The organism is Spirochaeta dissipatitropha (assembly GCF_054657935.1).
Window position 1 is genome coordinate 1 of sequence record NZ_BAAHXT010000008.1, and the last position, 22860, is coordinate 22860.

Genomic DNA, 22860 nt, shown 5'->3' on the forward strand with positions numbered 1-22860 from the left:
GTATGACGATTGAGCATGCAAAGGTGTCTGGTGCATTAACGAAGCTGGAGTATGAACAGGTTGCAAATCAAATTGCATAGCCTTCTCGTTTTTTGTTCTCGGGCCGGACTTTTAGCAACTTGCCGAACTTGCACGAGATATTCAATATTCATGACTGCCATGAAGTATGCACGCTGCAACTTCAATCTACTGCTGCGTAAGATCAACGAACTGGCGAAGACCGGAGGCTTGCTCTTGATTCACACCCCACGATTCAGACTGATCGAGCTTTATATCTGTTGTACAGCTTTCTTTTGCGTGAAGGAAAGTAGAAAAGGTAAATATGTCAAAGTCTTGTGGGAGTTACTTCACCAACATGGCAGATCTGCCATGTTGGCGTAATTGTTTCCAGATCAGTTAGAGATTTTTGATATGATCTGTGGCGAAGTTTAGCTGAGATTTCCGGAAATTGCCGCAGTTCACCTCTCGAGTTCAATATATCTGAACATCTGTGTTGTATATCTATACAGGAGCGAAGCGGACCCAGCTATTTTGCTGTTATCGGAAATATTTTCAATCTGGTTACGTTTCTTTAATAATATCCTCAAATGAATGAAATTTTACTTTTCCTTTCATTTCAAGGGTTTCATATTTTTTTATCTCTTCCCTGTCAATAATATCTTCATACATATCATTCAACGATGATTTTATTACAGTTGATTTATCTTTTTCTAAATAGTCGGTCAGAAAGAAAAGCATCTTTTCCTCTTCTTCAGTCAGTCTTATTGATACAACACTCATTTATACACATCCTCCCTCTTGGAGATTTTTACTACGATAATATCATCTTCCTGGAAATAAAATATTGCTCGATATTTCCCTTTCCTTAATCTAAAATACTCACGTAATTCAGATCCTTGCAATCTTTTAATATCAAATAGGGTCAAATCTTTTGTGAGTTCTAGTGATTGAAAAGCATGGTGCATATGCTCAAATATGTGCTTTGGAAGCAATCCTCTTTTATGTGCCTTTAAAACAGCATTTTCATATTTGATCATGTAAACATTGTAATACATGGTGTAAATTTTATCAAGAAATCTCGAAAATATTGCCTATCGCGTGAAGGATAGGAGGAGTGCGCACGCGCAGCCATTGGGCTGGCGTATGCAGTAGCCTGCGAACCAGTGAACAAGACCAGGATTGACGAATGGTAGTTAATAACAAATAATTGTACCATTCAGGAACTAACAGGAGAACAGATGAAGATTAAGATACAATTGCAGAATATAGAACCTGAATTTTTCGAAAACCTTATTCCTATTATGTCTGATGAGCTGTCGACACAGATTCAGGAAGGCAAGAGAGTGATGATAATGGATTATTCTGAATATGATGATCTGTTAACGGAACTGTCGGCTCTCAAAAATCATCTCGAGGAATATAGTCCAGAATTTCAGAAGAAAATTAATTTGGCACTCCATGATTTGATGTCTTCCTGGGAATATGCGTTTGAAAACACATCAACGTGATAGCTTGTAGATATCTGATTGATGAAATGTTCAATTGAATAGCTAAAGGAAGTCCAGAAAATCTATAACATTGCGGAGTTTTTGCAAGAGCATTCGCATAACAGTTTGTGTGCCATTGCAAGTATATCATATAATACGAAGAATGAAGGATTCAGATCCACATAGACGACTTGAAGAGATCGCTTCTGAATTGTCTCGAATTGATGAAGTCAGAAAGCAATTGATTGCTGAGCGAACGCAGCTGCAGAAGGATATACAGAAACCACAGATATCAAACGGCTATTTCGGCCAGCCTGCCTTGACCGCAACTCCTGAAACACCAGAAGAAAAAATACAGCTTTTTTTGACACTTTTTGGCTGCAGAGAAGATGTATATCCACGTTTCTGGAGCAATACTTCCAGCGGTAAATCAGGGTACAGTCCTGTATGTGCGAATGAGTGGCGTCCAGGTATATGTGAGAAGCCCCGGATAAAATGTCGTGCATGTCGGAATGCTGCTTTCCTGCCGTTTGACAGAGTCGCTGTTGAGAAGCATTTGTTGGGCCAGGAGGCTATCGGTGTGTATGCGATAAACGAGCACGATGCATGTGTTTTCCTCGCAGCTGACTTTGATAAGGATAGCTAAAGAGAGGATGTAGCTGCCTACCGCGATGCCGCTGCTTCTATGGGAATAGAGGTGGCGATTGAGATTTCAAAATCCGGCAATGGTGCCCACGCCTGGATATTCTTCTGGCAGCCTGTTCCAGCGTACAAAACCCGGCAGATAGGTGATGTAATACTCGGCAGGGCAATGGATGCCCGGTATTGTCTGGACCTGGGTAGTTATGATCGTTTTTTTCCGAACCAGGATTATCTGCCTAAGGGAGGTTTTGGTAATCTTATTGCGCTGCCACTGCAAAAAAGATACCGAAAAGCGGGACGGAGTGTATTTGTCGATTCTGAGCTTGAACCCCTGTATGATCAATGGGAATACCTGTCACAGATTCACCGATTGTCTCTTTCAGATCTTGATAAGCTTTTAGTGGAATATTCCTCGAGAAATCTATACGGCAGTTCAAAGACGATTCCGGATGATGTGCTTCTAGTATCAGATAACACTGTGCGTATGTATACACATACCGGAATAGAGCAGTGTACCGGTGAAGTTCAGATTACGTTGAGTGGACAGGTGAGTGTTTCCTTCGGTGAATTGTCTACACATGCTGTACAGAAATTAAAACGGCTGGCTACAATTGCAAATCCGAAGTTTTTTGAGGCTCAGCGATTAAGATTTTCTACCTGGAATATTCCCAAGTATATATTCTGTGGGGAGAACGATATAGAGAATCTATACTTGCCCAGAGGGTTGATAAAAGAAATAGAGCAGGCACTCCTGGAACTTGGCTATACCACTCGGGTCCATGATCAGCGTAACCAAAATTCAAATACAGATCTTACTTTTTCTGGACAGTTAGGAGAAGACCAGAAGAATGCCGTACAGACTTTGCTCAAACTTGATTACGCGGTATTGGTTGCCCCTACAGGAACCGGAAAAACCGTTATGGCCTTAAGCATCCTGGCGACCCGACAAATGCGGACCCTTGTGCTTGTTCACAGAAGCACCCTGATAGATCAATGGATCCAGGCAATCTGTAAATTTATACCCGAGATAACGCGAAAGGATATTGGAGTGCTTGGTGCCGGTCGAAAGAAACTGAAGGGTACAATAGACATAGCAATGCTTCAATCAATATCTGGAATGGAAGATATTCGTGAATTGACCTCAGGCTATGACTTTTTGATAGTCGACGAATGCCACCGGGTTCCGACAGTTAAATTTGAGCCCGTTTTGAAGGAAATTGCATGTCGAGCAGTACTTGGACTGACTGCGACACCACAGCGTAAAGATCGGTATGAATCAATTGTATATATGCAGTGCGGACCAGTCGGGTATACGCTTGATGATATACATAGGGCTTCACAGCAGAGGCTTGTGTATTTTCGCGAAACCCCGACGGAAGACCCCGGGAAAATGGATCATATTCATGAAATCTGGGATTTTTTGATAAATGCTTCAGATAGGAACGCAATGATTGTTTCGGATATCCAGAGCCTTCTGAAAGAAAACAGATCTCCGGTAATTATTTCGGATAGGGTTGAGCATATAACAATACTATCTGAATTATTGGGCAAGTTTTTTGAATGCCCAATCCTCATATTAACAGGAGGCCTTGGTAAGAGAGCACGAAAAGATGTATTAGCTCGGGTGACTGATTATGGTGCAGACGGGACACCGTTCTGCTTGTTCGCTACAGGCTCACTGATAGGTGAGGGATTCGATATGCCTGATCTGGATACTTTGCTTATATCAATGCCGATTTCTTTCCGTGGAAGATTAACTCAGTATGTCGGCCGACTTCACCGCCAGAACAATCATGACACTAAAGAAATCAGAGTGTACGATTATGTCGATACCTGTTCGGGTATGACAATATCAATGTTTAAAAAACGTTTGACTACCTATCGCAAATTAGGTTATCAACCTGTATATACCCAAACCGACAAGATTGCAAAATGGATCAAGTAGATGCAAAATTGTCCTGGTAGTAGATGGTTTTACTTTTTTCTCGGGTGAGTCAAGGAAGGAGCACCAAGCAACTCGAGGATGGTTGGATTGTGGTGACTGCGAGGGACTCTCTATCCAGACCGTCATGCAGTGGGAATTACCGAGGCTGGAGAGATGGACCGAGGGTCCTGTTCCAAAAAAAACAGCGAAGTAAATATATCTTGAACATCTGTGTTGCATATCTATACAGGAGCCGCCTGTATGGATATACAACACAGACCCCACGATTCGATTTTTCGCGCATATTTTTCAGATGCCGGCAGCATGACCGAGCTGCTACAGCTCGCACTGCCGGCGGAAACCTTCGATCGCCACTGCGGATCTCTCGCGGTTTGAGTAGAAACCGCTGCCGATCCTTGCGCCTGCTCAAAGAGTTGCTGGTCGGTGCTCGTTCTTGTTGTCAGTAACGGTTATAAACTTCCGGAATTGAGATTTTATTTCTCAACTAACTGCCCGGTAATGTATTTATGCAAAACACTTTTTACGAATGTTTGATATCGTAAGCCCTCGCGCGCTGCTCTTTCCTTGATTTTTTCTAATTCATACGGATCAATCCGTATATTCATTTTCTTCTCTGAGGTGATAAATTCCTTTGCGGCATTTCTAAATTTCTTTTGATCCTCTTCAGAAGGTTTAAACACTTCCGAAGAGTTCACATTTTCAAATGCTTCGATCAATTCTTTTTCTTCATTATCTAAGTATTTAGGATTCATTATCTTGCTCCTGGTCAGAAAGGAGATACATATATTTTCGACTCGGAAAATAGTTTTCAAAAAATATGTATCACTATCTATCACGTACGGTACACAGTATGTGTATTGATTATGCTTGATCACAAACATCCATTGATTCGGATATTGATCACGATTTGGATGGGGAATATTCAGCAGTACCCCGCTCTCAGCTATGGTCTCGATGATCTGATAAAAAGTAATTCCTCTTGTTTGAAAAAGAATTTCATTTTTATCCGCATCAAAATCAAACTTCATAGTCATATGATATGACTATGTGCGCACTTCGTCTGCCTGAGTTTACCCAAATTTAACATTAGCGCCTCATAATGAGTCAGCATGCCTGGTATTTTATGGTGCCGTTTTCTTATTACCAAGATGCCAGTCACTAATACGCCGGGCAATCTCGGCATACGCGATGGCGGAGAGGTGCAGACCGTCACTGGCAACCAGCTCCGGACGTTCGAGCCCCTGGCGGCTGAGTTCGGTAATGTCAAGAAAGCGCATGCCGGCTTCTTCGCTGCTATAGCGGGCAAAGTTATTGTAGGCATCGATTTCCTGGCTGACTGATTCCCCGAGATTTCTCCTTTGCCCGTAGGGTGTATAGCGGTAATCCGGTATTGAGAGGACCACTACTCTGGTCGGGTCCTTGTCCACAAATCCCAGGGCCATGTCCAGCAGTGCGAGAAATTGTTCCTGATAGAGGGAGAAATCTCGCTGCTGAAACTGATTGTTCACCCCTATTAAAAGCGTGACGAACTCGGGCTCCTGGTACCTGTACGCGGCCGACTGTGTGGCTGTCAGCAGCTTGTCGGTAGTCCAGCCTATTGTGGCAATAATCTCAGCTCGATCAACCCCGGGTAGAAGTTCGGCTGTCTGTCGGGGGAAGGCGTCCTCGAAAGCTGTCCCGGAGCCAATGGTATAACTGTCACCAAGAGCAAGCAGAAAGGGCTGCGTGACCGATGGGGTAGCTTCCTCATCGGCTGTCGGAGAGGCGCAGGCAGTGAGGACTGCCAGTAGGCCTGCCAGCGCTACCATTACGATCAGTATGGTGAGTTGTCTACCGACGGGTTTCATACTGTGGCAGGCTGCAGAACTGCATGTACGCATGGAATTCTCCTGGATAAAATGTAATTTCACAAAAAGCTCATGAAAAGTCAAAAAACAGGCAGGACAGTATCAATATATTCACCCACGGTTTGCGAAGCAATATCGCGAGTTCAGGAGCGTCCGCCTGTAATGCCGGAAATTTAATAAATAAACTGAAAACCTGCTTGCTTTGTCCATACCAGATGAACGAGAGTTACAATTGGTATAAAAAAGGAGGAAGGGTATGGAAACTTTTTCGAAGGGTAAGGCTCTGCAGTTCGGCTGGGAGACATTCAAGGCGAATGCTGGATTTCTGATTGGGGTTTTTATTGTTGGAGGCATTGCAGTATGGGCCCCAGATGTGATCAGCGGTTGGTTATTTCAGGGATCAGGGGTTCTGTCGCTGTTGTTATCATTGTTGGGTATTGTGATAACCTTAGTTGTTTCAATCGGGATTACCAAGATTGCCCTCAAGTTCCTGGATGGTGAGACACCTGAGTTTGCTGATCTGTATCAGCATTATGATTTATTCCTGCCGGTTTTTCTGGTTTCCCTGCTGTACGGGGTAATTGTCGGTCTTGGGTTTGTTTTGCTGATTATCCCGGGAATTATTCTGATGTTGATGCTGTTTATGTGTGACTACCTGGTGATTGATCAGAAGATTGAGCCCATTACGGCCTTGAAAACCAGTGCCGCTATGACCAGGGGCCATAAGGGCAATCTGTTCTTGTTTACGATTATCCTGGTATTGCTGAATATTGCCGGATTTCTGGCGCTTGGGATTGGTTTGCTGGTTACAATGCCTGTTTCTGTTCTGGCGAGTATACACATATACCGCGAGTTGCTGTCCCTGAATCGTACTGACTCAGGCGAGCCTGCTGCCTGAAAATGAGAATAAGCAAACGGCCGAAGCAGTTGGCGTCTCCCTACGGCACGATTACTCTGTACAGAAACCAGCATGGTGTTCCAGTGGTTTCTGCGCCGAACGATCTGGCTATGTATTATGGCCAGGGTTGGGTGCAGATGTGCGACCGTCAGCTGCAGGCTCATATGCTGAAGATTATCTTTACCGGTCGTGCGGCTGAGTTTCTCGGGAAGGATCTGATTCCGGTGGATGAGTATATCCGCAGTTTTCCTTTTCTTCCTGATCCCGATGAACAGCTTTCGGCTATGCGGCCAGATGCCCGTGCTGCCCTGGAGGCTTTTACCGAGGGCTGTAATGCCTGGTTTTCCAGTAATAAACCTCGCTGGGAGTGGCGTCTGGCTGGTGTTCAGATCGAGGATTTTTCCTCTGCTGATGTTCTGAGTATTCTCAACGGCTTCGGGTTTATCGGCTTGACGGATACGCATATACAGACGAAGCGATTTATTATCCAGATGCTGCAGAACGGGGTCTCGCCGCAGCAGGTGAAGGAGCTGTTTCCACGGATTAGCGAGGAGATTGATCTTGAGCTGATTCAGTCGATCCGGCTGGGACCATCTCCGGTCCCGCCTGAGATCGCCTGGTATGTGCCTTCGTTCTCGGCGAGCAACAACTGGGTTGTGTCGGATGGAAAGGGATCGGCATTACTTGCCAACGATCCGCATCTGCATGTGACCCGGCTGCCGGCGATCTGGCAGGAGATCGTTCTGGAATCCGATGGCCGTTGTTTCAAGGGGTTTTCGATTCCGGGTCTGATCGGGGCGATTGTGGGCCGTAGTCCGGATCTTGCCTGGGGGCCAACCTATTCATTCCTGGATATGCTTGAGTACCGCATAGAGGAGGTTCGTGACTGCTGTGTGCGTCGCGGTGACGACTGGTTGCCGTTGCATCAGCGCAGTGAGACTATTGCTGTCCGCAAACAGGATCCTGTTGTCAGAACATACTGGGAGAGCGATCATGGTCTTCTGGAAGGATTCAATGAAAACAATCTGTCCGACGGATATTATCTCAGTCTGGGCTATTCTGCAGCGAAGCATGTTGGCGGCGGAGAGACTGAGGCTGTTGTGGATATTTTCCATGCACGCACTACAGAAGAAGGTCTGGATATCTACCGGAAACTGGAGTCCCCTTCCTTCTGCTGGGCCTTTGCGGATACTCAGGGGACAATCGGTTACCGTATGACGGGAAGGGCTATACAGCGGGATCCGGGGAACTCGGGTTTGATTCCGCATCCGGCCTGGAATACGGAGCCTATGAGCTTCCTTCCAGCTGAGGATATGCCGCTCAGCTGCAGCAGCAGCGCGGGCCGGATTGTAACGGCCAACAATAATCTGACGGCTGGATACAAGACGACTCTTCAAAGCGCTCCGATGCCTTCATACCGCGCTGATCGTATCGAGCAGCTGCTGCAGCAGGCGGAAGATTATTCCGTGGAGACCATGCGGACTATCCAGCTTGATCTCTACTCGCTGCAGGCTGAGGCTTTTATGAAGCATATTCTGCCTCTGTTGCCGGATCATCCTAACGCGGTCCATCTCCGGGACTGGAACTGCTGCTACTCACCGGAATCTGTCGGGGCGGTGTACTTCGAACGATTTTATTGCAGGATTATTGAATATATGTTTTTTACCCGGCAGATGGGCGGGGATGTCTTTTCTCATCTCTGGGATGAGTCCGGCTTGTTTGTAACCCTTCACGGGCATTTTGATGCGGTGATTCTGGCTGAAAGCTCGTCCTGGTGTTCTGAGGAGGAGCGTCGGGACTGGATACGGCAAGCCCTGCGTGAATCCCTGTCGCAGCCGCCAATACAGATGCAGAAGTTCCGGAGGTCGGTCATGCGGCATGTGCTGTTCGGCTCGGTGCTGCCATCGTGGCTGGGTTTTGATCATGGGCCGGTTCATTTTCCGGGCTCACGGGCTACGGTTAATCAGGGGCAGTTCTACCGCAGCGGCGGCATGGATACTTCGTTCTGCCCATCTCTTCGGCTCATAACAGATATGCAGTCGGATACGGTGCATACGAATCTTGCCGGAGGAATCAGCGACCGACGTTTCTCTTCCTTGTACCTCAAGGGTCTGGATCTTTACCTTCAGGGAAAGCTGAAGACTACATAGTTTAATCCAGTCGCCAAAGAAGAATCCCATTATCAGGATTATCTTGCCATCAGCGTCAATAGGTGTATGTGCGGTAGCGTACAGACTGCGGGAATGCAAAAGTCTACCTTTGGAACAGAGGAGACAAGAATGAATATAAGAAAAACACGTTGGCTGATTTTTATGACCATGATAGCTGGAATTATTACAATGGCCGGTTGTCAGGGTGTCGTTTCGGAAAACGGTGATGATACCGGGAATGGTGACTCTGGAAATGGGGTGAGTGAAGAAAACGGAGAGACCGATCTCGGTCCTGGTAGCGATGGGGGCCCTGCTGCTGTAAACCTGAATTCAGCTGGCAATTATGTGATCCTGGCAAAGAGTGCGATCACAACCACTGGAACCACAGCAATCACTGGGGACCTTGGCATCAGTCCTGAATCTCTTTCGGATACCGAAGGGTTTTCACCTACACTGGATATAGATGGCACATTTGCGACTTCATCGTATGTGACCGGAAAAATTTATGCAGCTGGTATGACCGAGCCTACTCCAACCGAGCTGACAGCAGCTATTGGCGATATGCAGTCTGCATACACCACTGTGGCAGGTTTGTCCGATCCGGATGTAAACAATCTTGGTTCTGGTGAGATCGGCGGCTTGACTATTGAGCCGGGGCTCTATAAATGGGGTACCGGAGTTGCAATTTCTACAGATGTGACGCTTCATGGTTCGAGTACTGCTACCTGGATTTTCCAGATTGCTGAAGATTTGACCGTTGCAAACGGTGTTCAGGTTACCCTTGCCGGCGGTGCGCTGGCTGAGAACATTGTGTGGCAGGTTGGTACCAATGCGGCGATCGGTACTACCGCAGCTTTCGCAGGTACACTTATGACCGGATCCGATATCTCACTGAATACCGGGGCGTCAGTGAACGGGCGTTTGTTCGCACAGACTGCTGTTACGCTTGATGCCAACGCAGTTACTCAGCCCTAGATCGATCAGTTTTTCCCTTGCTGTATATGGCCGCGAAGATATTAATCTTCGCGGTCTTTTCTTTATCCAGCGAAGGGTAGTAGTACAGTAGCTGGGGATTTTCAGGATACATCCGGAGCTGCAGACAGGAATTCTACTGCCCGCTGCAGGTGTGCAGCGCGGGTGGTCGCCTTCATTTTGTCGAGCATGCGGGGCATCATTGCCATACGGTGGTTTGATTCGAACAGCCTGCGGTGGCGGTGAATGAAGTGCCAGTACAGGGCTGTCCAGGTTTCCTCCCAGGGGCCGCTGGGGTAGTCAGACATTTTGCGCAGGTAGTTGCTGCCGCTGATATATGGTTTTGTTGCAAAAAGACCGCCGTCAGCGAACTGGCTCATGCCATAAACATTGGGCACCATTACCCAATCATAAGCGTCAAGGTACATGCCCATAAACCAGCGGTAGACTTCGTTGGGATCGGTTTCTGTCAGTAGCATAAAATTTCCATGTACCATCAGCCGTTCGATATGATGGTTGTAGCCGTACTGCAGGGCGTTCTTTACAGCCAGGTCGATTGGAGGAATGCCGGTGCGACCTGTCCAGAATGCAGGTGGGAGCTGGCGGCTGTGTCCGAATGTATTGCTGCTCCGCATTGTGCATCCATCCTGTTCGTAGGCGGCGCGCATAAACTCCCTCCATCCCAGTATTTGCCGTACAAAACCTTCAAGCGAGTTTATAGGTATGCCGACGCGGTCGGCATGCGCAATAGCGGCATCGAGTACTTCCCGGGGCTGCAGCAGTCCAATGTTGATCAGTGGTGACAGGCTTGAATGAAATACGCGTGTATGTCTGCTGGTCAATGCGTCCTCGTAGGCCCCGAAATCTGCAAAGCGTTCAGTCAAAAAACTGTCGAGCGCTTGTCGGGCTGTTGTGCGTGTCCAGCCGATCCAGACTTCGGCTTCTCCGTATTGCTCTCCGCCGATCTGTGAAAGCCAGCTGAGGGCATCCTCAATTGCCTGGCTTTCGGCTGAAGATTCTCCCTGGCTGCTGTGAGCCTGAATGTCGGGCGGCAGGTGTATGTCTTTCGGGAGTTTCTTTCGGTTCGCCTGATCAAAGCTCCAGGCATCTCCCAGCGGGAGCCCGTCCTCGGATACAAGAATGCGCCAGTCCCTGCGAAGTTGTTGATAGAATCGGGCCATGTGCCGTTTTGAGTCGAGGTATCGCTGTATTGATTCAGCGCGGGGCAGGAGAAACAGCGGACTTTCGTACCATATGCGCTCAATGCCATGCGTCCGGGCAGCTGCCGTGAAGGCTTTCTCGAGATAATTATCACTGGTATCGGCCACGTGCATGCTGCGTATACCATCATCGGCTAAATGCTGCCAGACCTCTGCCGCTGATTCAATGCTCCGCAGGTCGATGTAGTGTACCTCAAATCCGAGTTCGCGCAGTTCACGTGCGTAGGTCTGCATGGACAGCCTGTTCAGCAACAGTCGCTGGCGATGTGCCGGGTTGTAGGTAAGCAGCAGTGGCTCCTCGATCATATAAACCGGCCGGCTACGCTCAAGTACCGGATTACGCAACGGGTCAATTAATTGATGCGGATAGATAAGCGATGCACTACTCATGTCTGTAAAATACTGCTTTGGAGACGTGCTGGCCAGCTATTGCTTTATACCCGATCTGGTATAGCGCGTGTATAGCGCGCTATTTTATACCCGAAAAGGTATATTGTCATTTTCTCGTTTGCATCTATACCCGTACGGGTATATAATAGTGTTATGAAAACGAGCGAATCCAACCGATTTTCAATACTCGTCAAAACAGAGCGTAAGCGTCTGGGCTTGACGCAGGCTGATCTGGCTCTGCGGGCGGGGGTAGGTTTGCGCTTCGTGCGGGATCTGGAGCAGGGCAAACCCAGTCTCAGGCTGGATACCCTGAATCAGCTGCTGTATATGTTCGGCTATGAGGCCGGTCCTGTGCGGATTGAGTCGACTTCGTCGACAGCTCAGTCAGTCCAGATTGATCAGGAGGAGCCAGATGCGTAGGGGGGTGGTGTTTTTCCGGGAATTGCGTGCGGGTACGCTGGAGGAGACCGAGCATGGCTACTGTTTTGTTTATGATGCCGGGTATGTACAGCACCCGGAGGCACAGCCTGTCAGTGTGCATTTTCCGCTGCAGGAAGAACCCTTTAGCACTCAGACCTTTTTCCCTTTCTTCGATGGTCTGATTCCTGAGGGATGGCTGCTGACGCTCGTGGAACGTAACTGGAAGCTGAATGTGCGCGACCGGATGGGTCTGCTTCTGACGACCTGCAGTGACTGCATCGGGGCTGTGCGGGTGCTGCCGGATACTGATTCCGAGGCTTCATCATGAGTCGCTGTCTATGCTGTTTCAGGGATTTACGCGGCAGTGATCCGCGCTGTGCTGATTTTCCGGATTACGGTTATCATCGTCGCTGCGCAGTTGAGTTGTTCGGTACTGCTCATGCTCCTCAGTTGGGTTTTGCACTGGATGATATCGAACATATCGGCGTGCAGGTGGTCCGCAGTTCGATTACTGTGCCGGGGGTACAGCGCAAGCTCTCACTGGACTGGCAGCATCCGGATCATCCGCGCCCCAATGATCGATTGACGATTGTGGGTCTCTGGGGGCGTTATATACTCAAGCCTCCCAGCGATGAGTATCCACAGCTGCCGGAAAATGAAGCGCTCATTATGCAGCTGGCCCGTGAGCTGAAAATTCCGACTGCAGCCAGCGGTTTGATCCCCCTGGATAGTGGTGAACTCTGCTATATCGTCAAACGTTTTGACCGCGACCGTGAGCATCATAAGCTTGCTATGGAGGACTTTGCCCAGATCAGTGGCCGTCTGACTGAGGACAAATACAAGGGCAGCTATGATCGGCTGGCAAAGCTTCTGGCTCAGTATTCCTGCCAGCCAGGAATTGATGTGGTGCGCCTGTATGAGCTGCTGTTGTTCTGCTATGTCGTCGGAAATGCCGATATGCATCTTAAAAACTTTGCCCTGTATGCCCCGCGGGATGGCCGGCTTCAGCTGACGCCAGCCTATGACCTGCTGTCAACCGCACTGGTTATTCCGGAAGATCCGGAGGAATGCGCGCTGACCTTGAACGGACGCAAGCGCAATCTGCGAGTCTCCGACTGGCTGATATTTGCGGAGCGGGCAGGGGTTGCTCCCCGTGCCGCCCATAAGCTGCTGCAGCGTATGGCAGCATCCGGGGATATTATTGCCGGAACAGTATCCCGCTCGCTCCTGTCCGAACAGCAGCAGCAGGCGCTCATGAAACTTGCAGCGTCCCGTCTTGCTGCACTGCGCTTCTGATCTATGTGATTTGACTAAAACGACATTGAAAAGTTAAAAATGTCAAAGTCTTGTGGGAGTTACTAGACCAACATGGCAGATCTGCCATGTTGGTCTAGTTGTTTCCAGATCGGTTAGAGATTTTGGATATGATCTGCGCTTTTCCTTTCTCTTGCGTGAGGGATAGGAGGAGTGCGAAGCAGCCTGCGGGCTGCAGTGTCGTGCTGTCTCGTTTGGCCATTGCCGGCAGCTCGCAGGCCGGAGCGCCCTTCGGGCGCGCAGCTCCGCATAGCCCGACCCCGCCAGAGGCGGGGGCACGCCCTGTCATGCGGCCTGATATTTTTAGTTCCCTTCGATTGTAATACTGATCAGATCCTGGTAGGTCCCGGCTGCGGGCAACTCATTGTATGGCAGAATCTCAATGTCCATGGGGAACCTGCGCCCGTTCGCTCCGGTTGGTGGTTCTCCGGCGGCGGCGCTTATATTTCCTCCGGCTGTAAGCTGAAGTACTGTTCCGTCGAAGCTGAACTGGTACGGAACCGAATCACCGCTGACTTGGTCAATCAGCACTCCACCATACTGACTCTGAAGAGTTACATTGAAGCTGGTGTTGGCCAGAACACCCAGATCTGCGCTGCGTTGGAAGCCGGGCAGTAATTCATCGTAGTTCAGTTCATAATTGCTGCTGCCGCTGCTGTAGGGGGCGCCGCTTTCGAGGATTTCCATGTCGATAACTTCATCCATAGTAATGCGTATCCGCAGGTCATGGCTGTCTATGAGGGGGGCATTTGCCGAATCCCCGCTGTACAGCTGGAGCTGGATGGTATCTTCAAAGCGTCCTGCTTCGGGAAACTGTCCGGGATTAAAGCGTATTGTATAGATCACGTCGATGGTCTGCCAGCGGTTGCTTTGATCAAAGAACCCGGCTATACCATTGCTGTCAGTGATCAGTTCTCCGTTGGCATCAAGGGCCTCGTAGTACAGTGGGCTGCCGCTGTCTTCGTGAACCGCATTGCGGTTATGGTGACTCCCTCCTGCGTTCTGCCCGGCATTGAGGGTGAAAAAATATTCGACTGCTGCGCCTCGGTGTCTGATTCTGGCGGTGCGGCTTACTTCGACTATTCCCGTCAGACTGTATGTTTCGTTAATCGGTTGGCCCGGGTTGCCCTGAAATTGCAGGGTGAATGGCCATACGGCTCCGGTGGACAGCAGCATCAGTAGTATTACCGTAGCGTTTCGAAGATATTTGTTGTGTATATACATAGTTCTACTCCATTTTGACTGCATCCAGCTGAATGCGTCCTGCCGTATCAGGGGGAATTTCGAAGTTTCCACTGCGGCCATCCAGCAGCACCAGGCGGTAGCTGCCGTGACGCAGGCCATATAACTCGACCGTTCCATCCCGATTGGAAAAGAACCGGACGCGCTCTTCCTGTTCATCCTTTTCTTCCAGTTTATCCTGTTCAGCATACAGCCATCCAGCAGCCAGAGGCAGCGCATGGCCCTCAGCTGTCTGCAGCTGGAGAGCGACGGTGAGGTTAGCATCACTGCCGACAACAATCCTTGTGCCCTGCTGAAACCCTGGATTGATATGAAACCGATCAACACCAAGGGAATATCCCTCCGGAAGTTCGGATACCTCGGCTGCAAGCGTGTGATAGGCATATGACTTTAAGTTGGCAATGCCGCCGGAACCCCAGGGATACAATCGTGCAACCGCACTTCCTCGTTCGCTCCGGAGTCCTACATCGAAATCCCTGAAAAGTGGGTGTGGTACTACAATGACAAAGGCGTCCCTGTTAGGTCGGGATAATGTGGCTGCTCCATCGGCATACAGCAGTCCGACTGCGGCTCGTGCAGCGAGATTACTGCGCCCTGTTGCGTCCCCCCGATTGAAATCGTGACTGCCCCGCAGGCTGGATTCGAACACCGGTGTGCTGAGGCGGAGAGCTGCGCTACCGCTTGCTGGCGAATAACCATCAACTGAGGGATCCTGCATGTTTATATTCTGAACTGCACCAGTGGCAGAAAGCAGGGTGCCGGCCTGTTGGTATACATTGCTGCTCAAGGAGATGCTGGTCCGGGGTTCGATCATGTCATGGCTGATTGAGGCAGCGGGTCTACGCGAGGATTGATCCGGGGTATATGAGTAGCTGATGCTCAGCTGTCCTCTGGGGTCTGAGCTTTCAAACAGTTCCACGGATCCTCTCATAAGCAGATTGGCTCCTCGTTCAAGATAATGCCCTAAAGTCAGTATAGCCTGGGCAGAGCTTTCAGCTGGATCACGACGAAGATTCCCACGTAGAGTGCCGGTAATTCCCGTATTTCGGGTCAAGGATTGGGCAATAGTGGTGTACAAAGATACAGCGTCGCGATTGCCCTGATTGGGACGTTCGCTGGGGGTCCTTATACGTGGCCCCTGAATTCGGGCGCCGGCCAGAATACGGGGGGAGGTATTCCGCTCGGGGAACAGCAGCTGATACTCCAGTTGTGCCATACTTCCATATGTAATTGCCTCATCTACAGCTTCCATATACCCGGCCAGATCGAGGTTGAAATTCCCCAGTGCTGTGCTGTGTATTGAAGAAAACGCAGCAAGGATTTCACCTGATGCTATGGTCGCTCCGAATCCAGCGGTCCATTTTTCATGCATGCCGCGCTGCATATAAGCTGCGATCTGCCAGTGTTCGGGATTATTTTCTGCAATTCCGCCACCTAATGCGTAGCGGTTACTGCCGGGTACCTGAAGCTTGGGGTTATGCGGGGCCTCAATATGCAATACCTCGCTGCGCTGCATATCGTCGCTTATTTCAAGTCGGATGGTATTTTGCCCTGCCGGCAATGGAATGTCCTGAATATCGAATTCGCCGGCAGGTAGATGTAACTGATCAATCATGCGGTTATTTACAAAAATACGCACTCGTGACGGTGAATCAAGATATATGCTGCTTCTACCCAGACTGCGGGTAATCCGCAGGGGCTGCAGTGCATCATTGTGTGCCAGTACAACACCCAGAATGCTTTGTTCCCTGATCAGGCTGAATTGTGGAAGTGCTGTTGTCCCGATTTGCATGCTAATCAGATTATGAGGCAGATCGAGTCTGTATCTCGCATCATCAAGATTCAGTGCAGGATCGAGATGATGTGCGTAGGTAACTCTGCCATAGAAATTATGATTGTGATTATTTTGTTCCGGAGCTAAAGTAATGCCGCTGTCAGCGCTGATTGTTGCCGGCAGTCTATGGCTGTTGGAAGCAGAAGCATCTGAGCTGCGATACTCAAGTGTAGCATCAATGTTGGCGAAAATACTGAGCTTGCTACCTGGCTGCAGTGTTTCCGGAATCCGCTGATTGCGCTTTTGTACTGACAAATCCTGCAAGACGTTTGTGCCTGGTTGAGGACGAATGATTACCAGGGAATCCTGCTGATCAAGGACGATGATGATTCCTTCTTTTGCAGCCGTCTCTATGCTGACAAACATATTGCCCTTATGCTGCACCGCGGATGACAGGATTGCGTCAATAAGCTCTGGTCGTAGTGCACTGCGTATGATTTCAAATGCATCAGTATGAATTTTGCGGAGGTCCATGGATTCAGGATCAATGAGTACAAGCACATCATCATGTAGCTGCTGGTTCAGCACCAGCGGTACATAGACTTCCTGAAGATCGTGAAGATCTTTTGGGGACTGGGCGTAGACAGGGCTCGATGCCTCATTAGCGGTATTCAGAATGAGGATAAGGATGAGCAGCTGGATTGTGCTTGTTCTAGTTCGAAAGACTGAACTCAACATTTTGTGCTCCCGCAGTACTGCCGTCGGGCAATTCAAGTCGGTAGCGACGGTAGGTGCCAGCCAGCAGATTATGCTGCGCCAGTCCTTCAAGCTCATTCGAAGAAAAAACAAGGCGTGAGCCATCCTGAAGTTGCACCGTAATTTCAAGACCATTCAGTAGTTGATGAGCCGTACCGAGGTTTTCCAGACGGATAATGATTTCTGGTTCACCGAGCTGATCAGGACCAGATTCGATCGATATCTGCACATCGGGTTTTGCCCCCCGCGGTGTAATGTAAATTGCCGCCAGATAGCGAAATGATATGTTTATTACTCCGCCCTGAGTAGTCTCCTGTTCTTCAAAACTGATTGGCAGCTGTTCTGCCAGCAGGCGGTAGGATTGCTCCCGGGTAATGCTTTCCGGGCCCGTCCAGCGTACACGCACAGTCCGCCGCTCATTTGCTTCGAGGATCAGTCTACTCGGGAAAACGCTGAACAGATCGTCAGCTGGTTCCCGGATTTCTGTTCCGTCCGGCTGCAGCTCCCGCGTCAGCATAGATAGCTCGACAGCAATCTCGGTGTTGCCGGGATTGTGAAGCTGGAAGCTACGCGATGAGCCGCTGCCTTGAGGCTCGAATGTCTGGGATATCGGTTGCATTGTAAAACTGTGAGCCGAGCCTGCTACAATGAGTAGTAAGGCCAGCACGAAAACGGGACGAGTGCCGTGGCACTCACCCCGCTGTAGCCTAAAGCTTTGCATGGTCTACTGAGCCGAAATTTCGAATGTCAGAGTGTCGATATAGCTGCCTTCTGGCAGGAAATCACCCTCAACCCCACCTCCGGAATGGCTCAACAGCAGCTCACGTTCCAGACCCTGTGCAGGGGTCCTGTCGCCATTTGTGGTAACATTTACAGCTCCACCGCTGAGATCAACCTGGCTCCCGCCATAAGTGAGTTCGTAAATCAGGCTTCCCTGACCGGCTTCGTGTTCAAGAATACCGTTGTTGGCTGAAGAAAGGCTGACTGTATATCCTGTCTGACTGTTGCTGCGTTCGAATATTGTTGCCAGCAGCACATCGCTGACCGATTCCGCCAGTGTGAGCTGTACATTTTCGTCTACTATACGCAGTTCGGTGATCAGCGGCATATTACCGTTAATTGTCAATGTACCGCTTTCATTCCACTGTCCGAATGTTGGCGCAGCTATAAGCAGCGCTAGTATCGCAGATAGAGTGATTTTCTTTATTACATGCATTGTGAACCTCCTGTGTTCGCATTTTAATTGTGACAAACATAACATAATTACTAGTCTTAATCAAATTTGGTCAGCTGCCGACAGCAACGCAAGATGTGTGCCATAATAAAGGACAATGCGAAGTGATCACATGTCAAAAATCTCTAATAAACTTGGAGGCGTCAGGCCATATCTGGGATTGATGGGGGCATAGTTTCGTGAGCAGCTGGGTAGGCCGACCCCGGTTCAGCAGGAAAAACACTTATAGAATAGAGGAAATTGCAAAATTACGTGCAATTTCCTCCTCGCATTAGTAGCGAATTCTCAAGTTGTTTTATGTAAACAACTTGAGAATTTATAGTCTTGCGAATGCTCATGCAAAATGTAATTTTGCAAAAAGCTCAATAGTTTTGTGGGTTTTTCTAACTACTCAGGAATTCTTGTGTAGTACGAAAATGGCACCATTGTCTAACGAGTATTGAGTTTACCCACCAGAATCCAGCTCAGTGGCAGTCCGACATCCGCCTTCTGCAGATCCATCCGGCCTGCTGAGATATCTTCGGGATATTCCTCCATGAATTCAAACTGGAAGCCTGCCTGTTTCAGACTGTTGAGAATCGCGCTCATGGTGTGGACGAACCAATACTGCTTTGTAGTCGATTCATAATCCGTGCCTCCCACATAATCCAGACCCCCCTGATCCACACAGGGATCGTTCCGGAAGTAGCGGTCAGCCAGGACGATAACGGGTCCAGGCGCATTCTGTACCCCTGTACCGAACTCAGATTCGGCAGAGCCGTCGCAGGGCAGGGCTTCAGCTATGGGGTGAATCTCATGAATGAATATATGTCCGCCCTGCTTCAGCAGGTTTTTACAGACCGTGAAGAATTCCGGAAGGTCTGGCATCCAGCCAAGGCAGCCTACACTTATATAGACCTTATCAAAACACCCATTCCAGCTTGCATCAATGTCGTATACATCGGTACAGACAAACTCGACTGGAATTCCGCAGTTTGCTGCCCGGTCGATGGCTTCCTGGATTGCATGGGTGGATATGTCGAAACCGACGCATCTATCCGCGCCAAGATTTTTCAGGGACATGAGTTCCTGGCCGTTGTTGCAGGCTACGTGGGCGATTGCGGCTCCCTGCAGCCCAAAGCGCGCATGGAGTTCTGTTTCTCGCTCCGTTAATATGCTGTATCCCGGCTGGGAAAATACTGTGTCCAGCCGTTTACCTGCTGCTTTACGGTGCAGGGGCATAACTTCGTCCCATGCCTGTCTGTTGGAATCGGTAATAAACTTTCTGTCCATGCTGTGTCCTTTTTAGACAAGATATACCATGCGCTGCGGACGGCATAGCCCAACCTATATCAGCCCAGGACAACACCTACCGCACAGATTTATTGAGTAGAGGAAATTACAAAATTACCTGCAATTTCCTCCTCGCATCAGTAGCGAATTCTCAAGTTGGTTTATGTAAACAACTTGAGAATTTATAATCTTGCGAATGCTCATGCAAAATGTAATTTTGCAAAAAGCTCAGTATTCATAAATTTCCTGGATTTAAGATTGAATTAAGGATATGAAGCTAATACTACCTGTAGAGATTATTTTACAGGAGATGCTTATGTTAAAGAAATGTGCTTATGCTCTGGTTTCCGTGTTCCTTCTTATAGGGATTATTAGTTGTGGCAATTTGTGGTTTGGTGCTCTGGAAGGCTTTGAATTTGAAGCAAACTATAAAACTGCAGCAGGATTGCTTGACTTCGATATACACCTCGATTTTGAAACCGGTACTACCGGTACATTGAAACTGGGTACTTCTGCATATATATTGGGCGGATGGATGCCTCACATGTATGAAACCTGGGAATTCACCTATGAGTATGATTTCAATGAAGAAGCTGGAACTATCCGGCGCAGTGGTGAGTCTGCTATTCAGTTTACAACCAGACAATCGCCACCTAACCTTGAGGTGGTTCTCCAGAACTGGCCTGAAAGTAGCAGTAACGCCGTACTGAAAATGGTAGTGGACGCTGAGTAATACTGGTTGAACTGTTCGGTTTGAACAGTAGTAAGCTGCCTGATCTGATGTTCAGGCAGCTTTTTTCAGGAAAATTACAGAATCCTATCTGACTGTGTCGCGGTACTGATCTATGCAATTCGGCTGTATTCCGGAACCGCAATGCTTCGAAAGGTCGGCAGTAGAGCAATGCTCAATAGAACAGCGGCGCTGAGAAAAATAGCCGCGAAACTGAATCCGCTATCGAGCATGAACCCGAAGAGCATAGGTCCCATAGCTGTGCCGAACACTGCAAATGCGGTATAGACGCTTCTGATTCCTCCCAGATTGGCAACACCGTGAATTTCGGCAATTACAGCTGACTTGATCGGGCTGCTGCAGCCAATAGATATTCCTGCCAGAAACAGGAAAACTGCGGCACCCCAGGTGCCCTGGCTGAGTGCCAGAAATATAAGTCCTGTTATAAGCGGCAGTAGATGCAGCGAGAACAGCCGCCGTGCAGAGAATCTATCCACAAGGCTGCCGCCGAATAATCCGAAGAGAAACCTGGTAAAGGCATAGCCGGAAAAGAGCACACTGTACAGTTCAAGGTTCCAGCCACGGGACTCAGCCATGACGATCTGGTAGAAGAAAACACCGGTTGTTGTAGCGCTCAGTACTATCAGTACCGGCATCAGGGACCAGAATTCTTGCTGGCGTACGACGCCCCAGTGTGAACGTGAAGCTTTGCTGCCTCCGTTTGCGTTCCCCTTATTTTTCCCGGCTGTGTCCAGTTCGTCCATGGGCAGGAAGCGCAGTAAAGGAAGCATAACCGCAATCAGTATAGCACCGTTCATTGCCAGGCTTGTCCGCCAGCCGACCAGTGGAATGAGCATGGTAATGACAACAGGAAAAATCATCTCTCCGGTGGCATAGCCCAATGATGAAAGACTGAGCGCTTTCCCCCGATTACTGTCAAAGGAGCGACCGATCACGGTCTGGCTTATATGGCTCATGAGTCCCTGGCCGGCAAAGCGCAGGCCCAGGAGTGCGAGCGGCAGCAGAATTGGAGAATGAATCAATCCGAGCGCCAGTGAGGCGGCAGCGAGAATAATGAGGGTGCGGTAGACATATGACTTCAGCGGGCGGTAATCGATTCTGGAACCAAAGTTGATCAGCAGTACCGAGGATGTAACCGTTGCCGCGGCGTACATAGTTCCGAACAGGCTGTTGGATAAGGACAGTTCCTCCAGAATGTAGGGCACGTACAGCGAGATAAGAAATGTCTGGCCTAAACTGGAAAAGAATGTAAATGAAAAGCCGAAACCGACTTTCCGCAGATGAGAACGCAAGAATAATATGTAGTTTTTCATAGGATTACAGGCATTATACCAGATTGCGGTCGCAAGGTGGAAGGGGGCCGTTGTCAAGCATCCGGCAGCCGGCAGCAGCAATTCAAGATGTGCGCTAGAATATAGCACAATACCATGTGTCCACATGTCAAAAATCTCTAAGTGACTTGGAAGTTGCTACACCAACATGGCAGATCTGCCATGTTGACCTAGATACTCACACAAGACATAGAGATTTTTGATCTTTTACAAAATAAGCTCTCATGTACAGGCGCACATCTTTAATTGCTGCTGCCGGATGCCGGCGATTACCAGGGCAGTGGATCCGGCTCTATCATGCGCGTATAGAAATCCTTGATTTTTCTGACCAGATCTTCAGGTAGTTTTGTGCCGGCTGCAGAAATATTCGATTCTAGCTGTGCCTCGTTTTTAATCCCGGGTATGACAGTACTGACCTCATCAGCAGCCAGAATGAAAGCCAGGGCGGCCTGGTGAAGGCTGAATTCATCGCCGATTATGTCTTTCAGTTCAGCCGCGAGTGCGGCCCGGCGTGAGATTACATCTTCTGTCCAGCGCGAGCGTATATCCTTGAAGCGGCTCTCATCACTGTATTTGCCGGTCAGCCAGCCTGAATCCAACGGGACTTTTATGATTACTGCATAGCCGGCTTCAGCTGCTTCGGCAAATGCCTTGCTGCATTCCTGAAAAAATATGTTATACAGCGGCATGACGGCTGAGGCTTTTGAGCTTCTGACCAGCTGCAGAATAGGCTGGCTTTCATCGATTGAGGCTCCGTAGCTCAGAATTTTTCCTTCCTGCTTCATTTTTTCCAGTTCCTCATGAATCGGGTGACTGCCCTCGCAGAGCGCATAATCTGGATTGTGCAGGAGCAGAGAATCGATATAATCAGTCTTGAGTCGGCGGAGGCTGTCTTCTATCGAGGGGTGGAGATCTTCCGGTGCGAAGCTGGTGCCGCTGGGTGAATGACCGAATTTACTGTTGATGATCACCTCATGTCTGCGCCCTTTCAGGGCCTTGCCGAGGACATCGGTGGAAGCGCCCTGTCCGTAATTGGGAGCGGTGTCAAAAAAATTAATGCCGGCATCAATGGCAGCATGCACCAGTCTGACTGGATCCTGATCAGGATCGCCCCATTCCTGGCTGTTGCGGTTTCCCAGCTGCCATGCCCCGAATCCGAGCCGTGATACCCGTTTTCCGGTGTCCGCGTAGGTTTTTGTTTCCATGTTGTTTCTT

At 49.0% G+C, this 22860-nt stretch carries 22 protein-coding genes and 1 pseudogene; 11 read left to right on the top strand and 12 right to left on the bottom strand.

The genetic code is table 11. From position 1 onward, the window contains the following. Positions 1-561: 561 nt before the first annotated feature. Both ACYQ2L_RS10660 and ACYQ2L_RS10665 read right to left on the bottom strand, forming a co-directional pair. Positions 562-780 (bottom strand): DUF6290 family protein, encoded by a 219-nt coding sequence (locus ACYQ2L_RS10660; protein WP_460055224.1) that lies wholly within the window; start codon positions 778-780, stop codon positions 562-564. Further along, on the bottom strand, positions 777-1037 hold the full coding sequence (locus tag ACYQ2L_RS10665; protein WP_460055226.1) for a type II toxin-antitoxin system RelE family toxin: 261 nt from the start codon (positions 1035-1037) through the stop codon (positions 777-779). Before ACYQ2L_RS10665 ends, ACYQ2L_RS10660 begins: the two co-directional genes overlap by 4 nt. Before the next feature lie 201 nt (positions 1038-1238). On the opposite strand from ACYQ2L_RS10665, the gene ACYQ2L_RS10670 reads away from it, so the two are divergent. The 4 genes and pseudogenes from ACYQ2L_RS10670 (at position 1239) to ACYQ2L_RS10685 (ending at position 4449) form a co-directional block, all read left to right on the top strand. Further along, entirely contained in the window at positions 1239-1508 is a 270-nt protein-coding gene (locus ACYQ2L_RS10670) for a hypothetical protein (protein ID WP_460055228.1), read from the top strand. Positions 1509-1650: 142 nt separating this feature from the next. Further along, positions 1651-3378, top strand: a pseudogene (locus ACYQ2L_RS10675) (TOTE conflict system archaeo-eukaryotic primase domain-containing protein); the annotation flags it as partial. Between the two features lie 198 nt (positions 3379-3576). Next, positions 3577-4074 (top strand): helicase-related protein, encoded by a 498-nt coding sequence (locus tag ACYQ2L_RS10680; protein ID WP_460055668.1) that lies wholly within the window; start codon positions 3577-3579, stop codon positions 4072-4074. Between the two features lie 240 nt (positions 4075-4314). Then, positions 4315-4449 (top strand): hypothetical protein, encoded by a 135-nt coding sequence (locus ACYQ2L_RS10685; protein ID WP_460055230.1) that lies wholly within the window; start codon positions 4315-4317, stop codon positions 4447-4449. A 98-nt stretch (positions 4450-4547) separates the two neighbouring features. Here ACYQ2L_RS10685 and ACYQ2L_RS10690 read toward each other — a convergent pair whose 3' ends face one another. Both ACYQ2L_RS10690 and ACYQ2L_RS10695 read right to left on the bottom strand, forming a co-directional pair. Next, positions 4548-5102 (bottom strand): hypothetical protein, encoded by a 555-nt coding sequence (locus tag ACYQ2L_RS10690; protein WP_460055232.1) that lies wholly within the window; start codon positions 5100-5102, stop codon positions 4548-4550. A gap of 93 nt (positions 5103-5195) precedes the next feature. Further along, positions 5196-5954, bottom strand: coding sequence for an SGNH/GDSL hydrolase family protein (locus ACYQ2L_RS10695; protein ID WP_460055234.1), 759 nt, complete (start codon positions 5952-5954; stop codon positions 5196-5198). A gap of 223 nt (positions 5955-6177) precedes the next feature. Here ACYQ2L_RS10695 and ACYQ2L_RS10700 point away from each other — a divergent pair, with 223 nt between their 5' ends. From ACYQ2L_RS10700 to ACYQ2L_RS10710, 3 genes are all read left to right on the top strand, one after another. Continuing rightward, entirely contained in the window at positions 6178-6819 is a 642-nt protein-coding gene (locus tag ACYQ2L_RS10700) for a DUF975 family protein (protein ID WP_460055237.1), read from the top strand. Positions 6820-6821: 2 nt separating this feature from the next. Then, on the top strand, positions 6822-8969 hold the full coding sequence (locus ACYQ2L_RS10705) for a penicillin acylase family protein (RefSeq protein ID WP_460055240.1): 2148 nt from the start codon (positions 6822-6824) through the stop codon (positions 8967-8969). Between the two features lie 129 nt (positions 8970-9098). Next, the gene (locus ACYQ2L_RS10710; RefSeq protein ID WP_460055243.1) at positions 9099-9944 is read left to right on the top strand and encodes an ice-binding family protein; all 846 of its coding nucleotides are present in this window, start codon (positions 9099-9101) and stop codon (positions 9942-9944) included. 101 nt (positions 9945-10045) lie between these two features. Here ACYQ2L_RS10710 and ACYQ2L_RS10715 read toward each other — a convergent pair whose 3' ends face one another. Further along, the gene (locus ACYQ2L_RS10715; RefSeq protein ID WP_460055246.1) at positions 10046-11551 is read right to left on the bottom strand and encodes a cryptochrome/photolyase family protein; all 1506 of its coding nucleotides are present in this window, start codon (positions 11549-11551) and stop codon (positions 10046-10048) included. 153 nt (positions 11552-11704) lie between these two features. Here ACYQ2L_RS10715 and ACYQ2L_RS10720 point away from each other — a divergent pair, with 153 nt between their 5' ends. From ACYQ2L_RS10720 to ACYQ2L_RS10730, 3 genes are read left to right on the top strand one after another with little or no spacing between them, the layout of a single operon-like run. Next, positions 11705-11971 carry a helix-turn-helix transcriptional regulator gene (locus tag ACYQ2L_RS10720; RefSeq protein ID WP_460055248.1) on the top strand — a complete coding sequence of 89 codons (267 nt, stop codon included), beginning with the start codon at positions 11705-11707 and terminating at the stop codon, positions 11969-11971. Further along, on the top strand, positions 11964-12299 hold the full coding sequence (locus tag ACYQ2L_RS10725) for a HipA N-terminal domain-containing protein (RefSeq protein WP_460055250.1): 336 nt from the start codon (positions 11964-11966) through the stop codon (positions 12297-12299). Before ACYQ2L_RS10720 ends, ACYQ2L_RS10725 begins: the two co-directional genes overlap by 8 nt. After that, positions 12296-13267: a HipA domain-containing protein gene (locus ACYQ2L_RS10730; protein ID WP_460055254.1), complete on the top strand. Its 972-nt coding sequence runs from the start codon at positions 12296-12298 to the stop codon at positions 13265-13267. The genes ACYQ2L_RS10725 and ACYQ2L_RS10730 overlap by 4 nt, the downstream gene beginning before the upstream one ends. Positions 13268-13588: 321 nt before the next feature. Here the strand turns inward: ACYQ2L_RS10730 and ACYQ2L_RS10735 are convergent, their stop codons facing one another. The 5 genes from ACYQ2L_RS10735 to ACYQ2L_RS10755 all read right to left on the bottom strand — a co-directional run bounded on the left by ACYQ2L_RS10735 (position 13589) and on the right by ACYQ2L_RS10755 (position 19563). Further along, positions 13589-14509 carry a hypothetical protein gene (locus ACYQ2L_RS10735; protein ID WP_460055256.1) on the bottom strand — a complete coding sequence of 307 codons (921 nt, stop codon included), beginning with the start codon at positions 14507-14509 and terminating at the stop codon, positions 13589-13591. Between the two features lie 4 nt (positions 14510-14513). Then, complete coding sequence (locus ACYQ2L_RS10740; RefSeq protein ID WP_460055258.1) at positions 14514-17039, bottom strand: fimbria/pilus outer membrane usher protein; 2526 nt, start codon at positions 17037-17039, stop codon at positions 14514-14516. Continuing rightward, on the bottom strand, positions 17014-17676 hold the full coding sequence (locus ACYQ2L_RS10745; protein WP_460055260.1) for a fimbria/pilus periplasmic chaperone: 663 nt from the start codon (positions 17674-17676) through the stop codon (positions 17014-17016). The genes ACYQ2L_RS10740 and ACYQ2L_RS10745 overlap by 26 nt, the downstream gene beginning before the upstream one ends. A gap of 105 nt (positions 17677-17781) precedes the next feature. Then, positions 17782-18273 (bottom strand): hypothetical protein, encoded by a 492-nt coding sequence (locus tag ACYQ2L_RS10750; protein ID WP_460055263.1) that lies wholly within the window; start codon positions 18271-18273, stop codon positions 17782-17784. Positions 18274-18720: 447 nt separating this feature from the next. Then, positions 18721-19563 carry a class I SAM-dependent methyltransferase gene (locus ACYQ2L_RS10755; RefSeq protein ID WP_460055266.1) on the bottom strand — a complete coding sequence of 281 codons (843 nt, stop codon included), beginning with the start codon at positions 19561-19563 and terminating at the stop codon, positions 18721-18723. A 316-nt stretch (positions 19564-19879) separates the two neighbouring features. Between ACYQ2L_RS10755 and ACYQ2L_RS10760 the strand changes: the two genes are divergently transcribed. Then, positions 19880-20296: a hypothetical protein gene (locus tag ACYQ2L_RS10760; RefSeq protein WP_460055268.1), complete on the top strand. Its 417-nt coding sequence runs from the start codon at positions 19880-19882 to the stop codon at positions 20294-20296. A 110-nt stretch (positions 20297-20406) separates the two neighbouring features. On the opposite strand, the gene ACYQ2L_RS10765 is transcribed toward ACYQ2L_RS10760, so the two are convergent. Both ACYQ2L_RS10765 and ACYQ2L_RS10770 read right to left on the bottom strand, forming a co-directional pair. Then, the gene (locus ACYQ2L_RS10765) at positions 20407-21627 is read right to left on the bottom strand and encodes an MFS transporter (RefSeq protein ID WP_460055270.1); all 1221 of its coding nucleotides are present in this window, start codon (positions 21625-21627) and stop codon (positions 20407-20409) included. Positions 21628-21914: 287 nt separating this feature from the next. Further along, positions 21915-22850 carry an aldo/keto reductase gene (locus ACYQ2L_RS10770; protein WP_460055273.1) on the bottom strand — a complete coding sequence of 312 codons (936 nt, stop codon included), beginning with the start codon at positions 22848-22850 and terminating at the stop codon, positions 21915-21917. Positions 22851-22860 lie beyond the last annotated feature (10 nt).

What these genes read in the sequence shown, in the direction of transcription:
- ACYQ2L_RS10660 (WP_460055224.1), bottom strand. Translation starts at nt 780, where the DNA reads ATGAGTGTTGTATCAATAAGACTGACTGAAGAAGAGGAAAAGATGCTT.
- ACYQ2L_RS10665 (WP_460055226.1), bottom strand. Translation starts at nt 1,037, where the DNA reads ATGATCAAATATGAAAATGCTGTTTTAAAGGCACATAAAAGAGGATTG.
- ACYQ2L_RS10670 (WP_460055228.1), top strand. Translation starts at nt 1,239, where the DNA reads ATGAAGATTAAGATACAATTGCAGAATATAGAACCTGAATTTTTCGAA.
- ACYQ2L_RS10680 (WP_460055668.1), top strand. Translation starts at nt 3,577, where the DNA reads ATGATTGTTTCGGATATCCAGAGCCTTCTGAAAGAAAACAGATCTCCG.
- ACYQ2L_RS10685 (WP_460055230.1), top strand. Translation starts at nt 4,315, where the DNA reads ATGGATATACAACACAGACCCCACGATTCGATTTTTCGCGCATATTTT.
- ACYQ2L_RS10690 (WP_460055232.1), bottom strand. Translation starts at nt 5,102, where the DNA reads ATGAAGTTTGATTTTGATGCGGATAAAAATGAAATTCTTTTTCAAACA.
- ACYQ2L_RS10695 (WP_460055234.1), bottom strand. Translation starts at nt 5,954, where the DNA reads ATGCGTACATGCAGTTCTGCAGCCTGCCACAGTATGAAACCCGTCGGT.
- ACYQ2L_RS10700 (WP_460055237.1), top strand. Translation starts at nt 6,178, where the DNA reads ATGGAAACTTTTTCGAAGGGTAAGGCTCTGCAGTTCGGCTGGGAGACA.
- ACYQ2L_RS10705 (WP_460055240.1), top strand. Translation starts at nt 6,822, where the DNA reads ATGAGAATAAGCAAACGGCCGAAGCAGTTGGCGTCTCCCTACGGCACG.
- ACYQ2L_RS10710 (WP_460055243.1), top strand. Translation starts at nt 9,099, where the DNA reads ATGAATATAAGAAAAACACGTTGGCTGATTTTTATGACCATGATAGCT.
- ACYQ2L_RS10715 (WP_460055246.1), bottom strand. Translation starts at nt 11,551, where the DNA reads ATGAGTAGTGCATCGCTTATCTATCCGCATCAATTAATTGACCCGTTG.
- ACYQ2L_RS10720 (WP_460055248.1), top strand. Translation starts at nt 11,705, where the DNA reads ATGAAAACGAGCGAATCCAACCGATTTTCAATACTCGTCAAAACAGAG.
- ACYQ2L_RS10725 (WP_460055250.1), top strand. Translation starts at nt 11,964, where the DNA reads ATGCGTAGGGGGGTGGTGTTTTTCCGGGAATTGCGTGCGGGTACGCTG.
- ACYQ2L_RS10730 (WP_460055254.1), top strand. Translation starts at nt 12,296, where the DNA reads ATGAGTCGCTGTCTATGCTGTTTCAGGGATTTACGCGGCAGTGATCCG.
- ACYQ2L_RS10735 (WP_460055256.1), bottom strand. Translation starts at nt 14,509, where the DNA reads ATGTATATACACAACAAATATCTTCGAAACGCTACGGTAATACTACTG.
- ACYQ2L_RS10740 (WP_460055258.1), bottom strand. Translation starts at nt 17,039, where the DNA reads ATGTTGAGTTCAGTCTTTCGAACTAGAACAAGCACAATCCAGCTGCTC.
- ACYQ2L_RS10745 (WP_460055260.1), bottom strand. Translation starts at nt 17,676, where the DNA reads ATGCAACCGATATCCCAGACATTCGAGCCTCAAGGCAGCGGCTCATCG.
- ACYQ2L_RS10750 (WP_460055263.1), bottom strand. Translation starts at nt 18,273, where the DNA reads ATGCATGTAATAAAGAAAATCACTCTATCTGCGATACTAGCGCTGCTT.
- ACYQ2L_RS10755 (WP_460055266.1), bottom strand. Translation starts at nt 19,563, where the DNA reads ATGGACAGAAAGTTTATTACCGATTCCAACAGACAGGCATGGGACGAA.
- ACYQ2L_RS10760 (WP_460055268.1), top strand. Translation starts at nt 19,880, where the DNA reads ATGTTAAAGAAATGTGCTTATGCTCTGGTTTCCGTGTTCCTTCTTATA.
- ACYQ2L_RS10765 (WP_460055270.1), bottom strand. Translation starts at nt 21,627, where the DNA reads ATGAAAAACTACATATTATTCTTGCGTTCTCATCTGCGGAAAGTCGGT.
- ACYQ2L_RS10770 (WP_460055273.1), bottom strand. Translation starts at nt 22,850, where the DNA reads ATGGAAACAAAAACCTACGCGGACACCGGAAAACGGGTATCACGGCTC.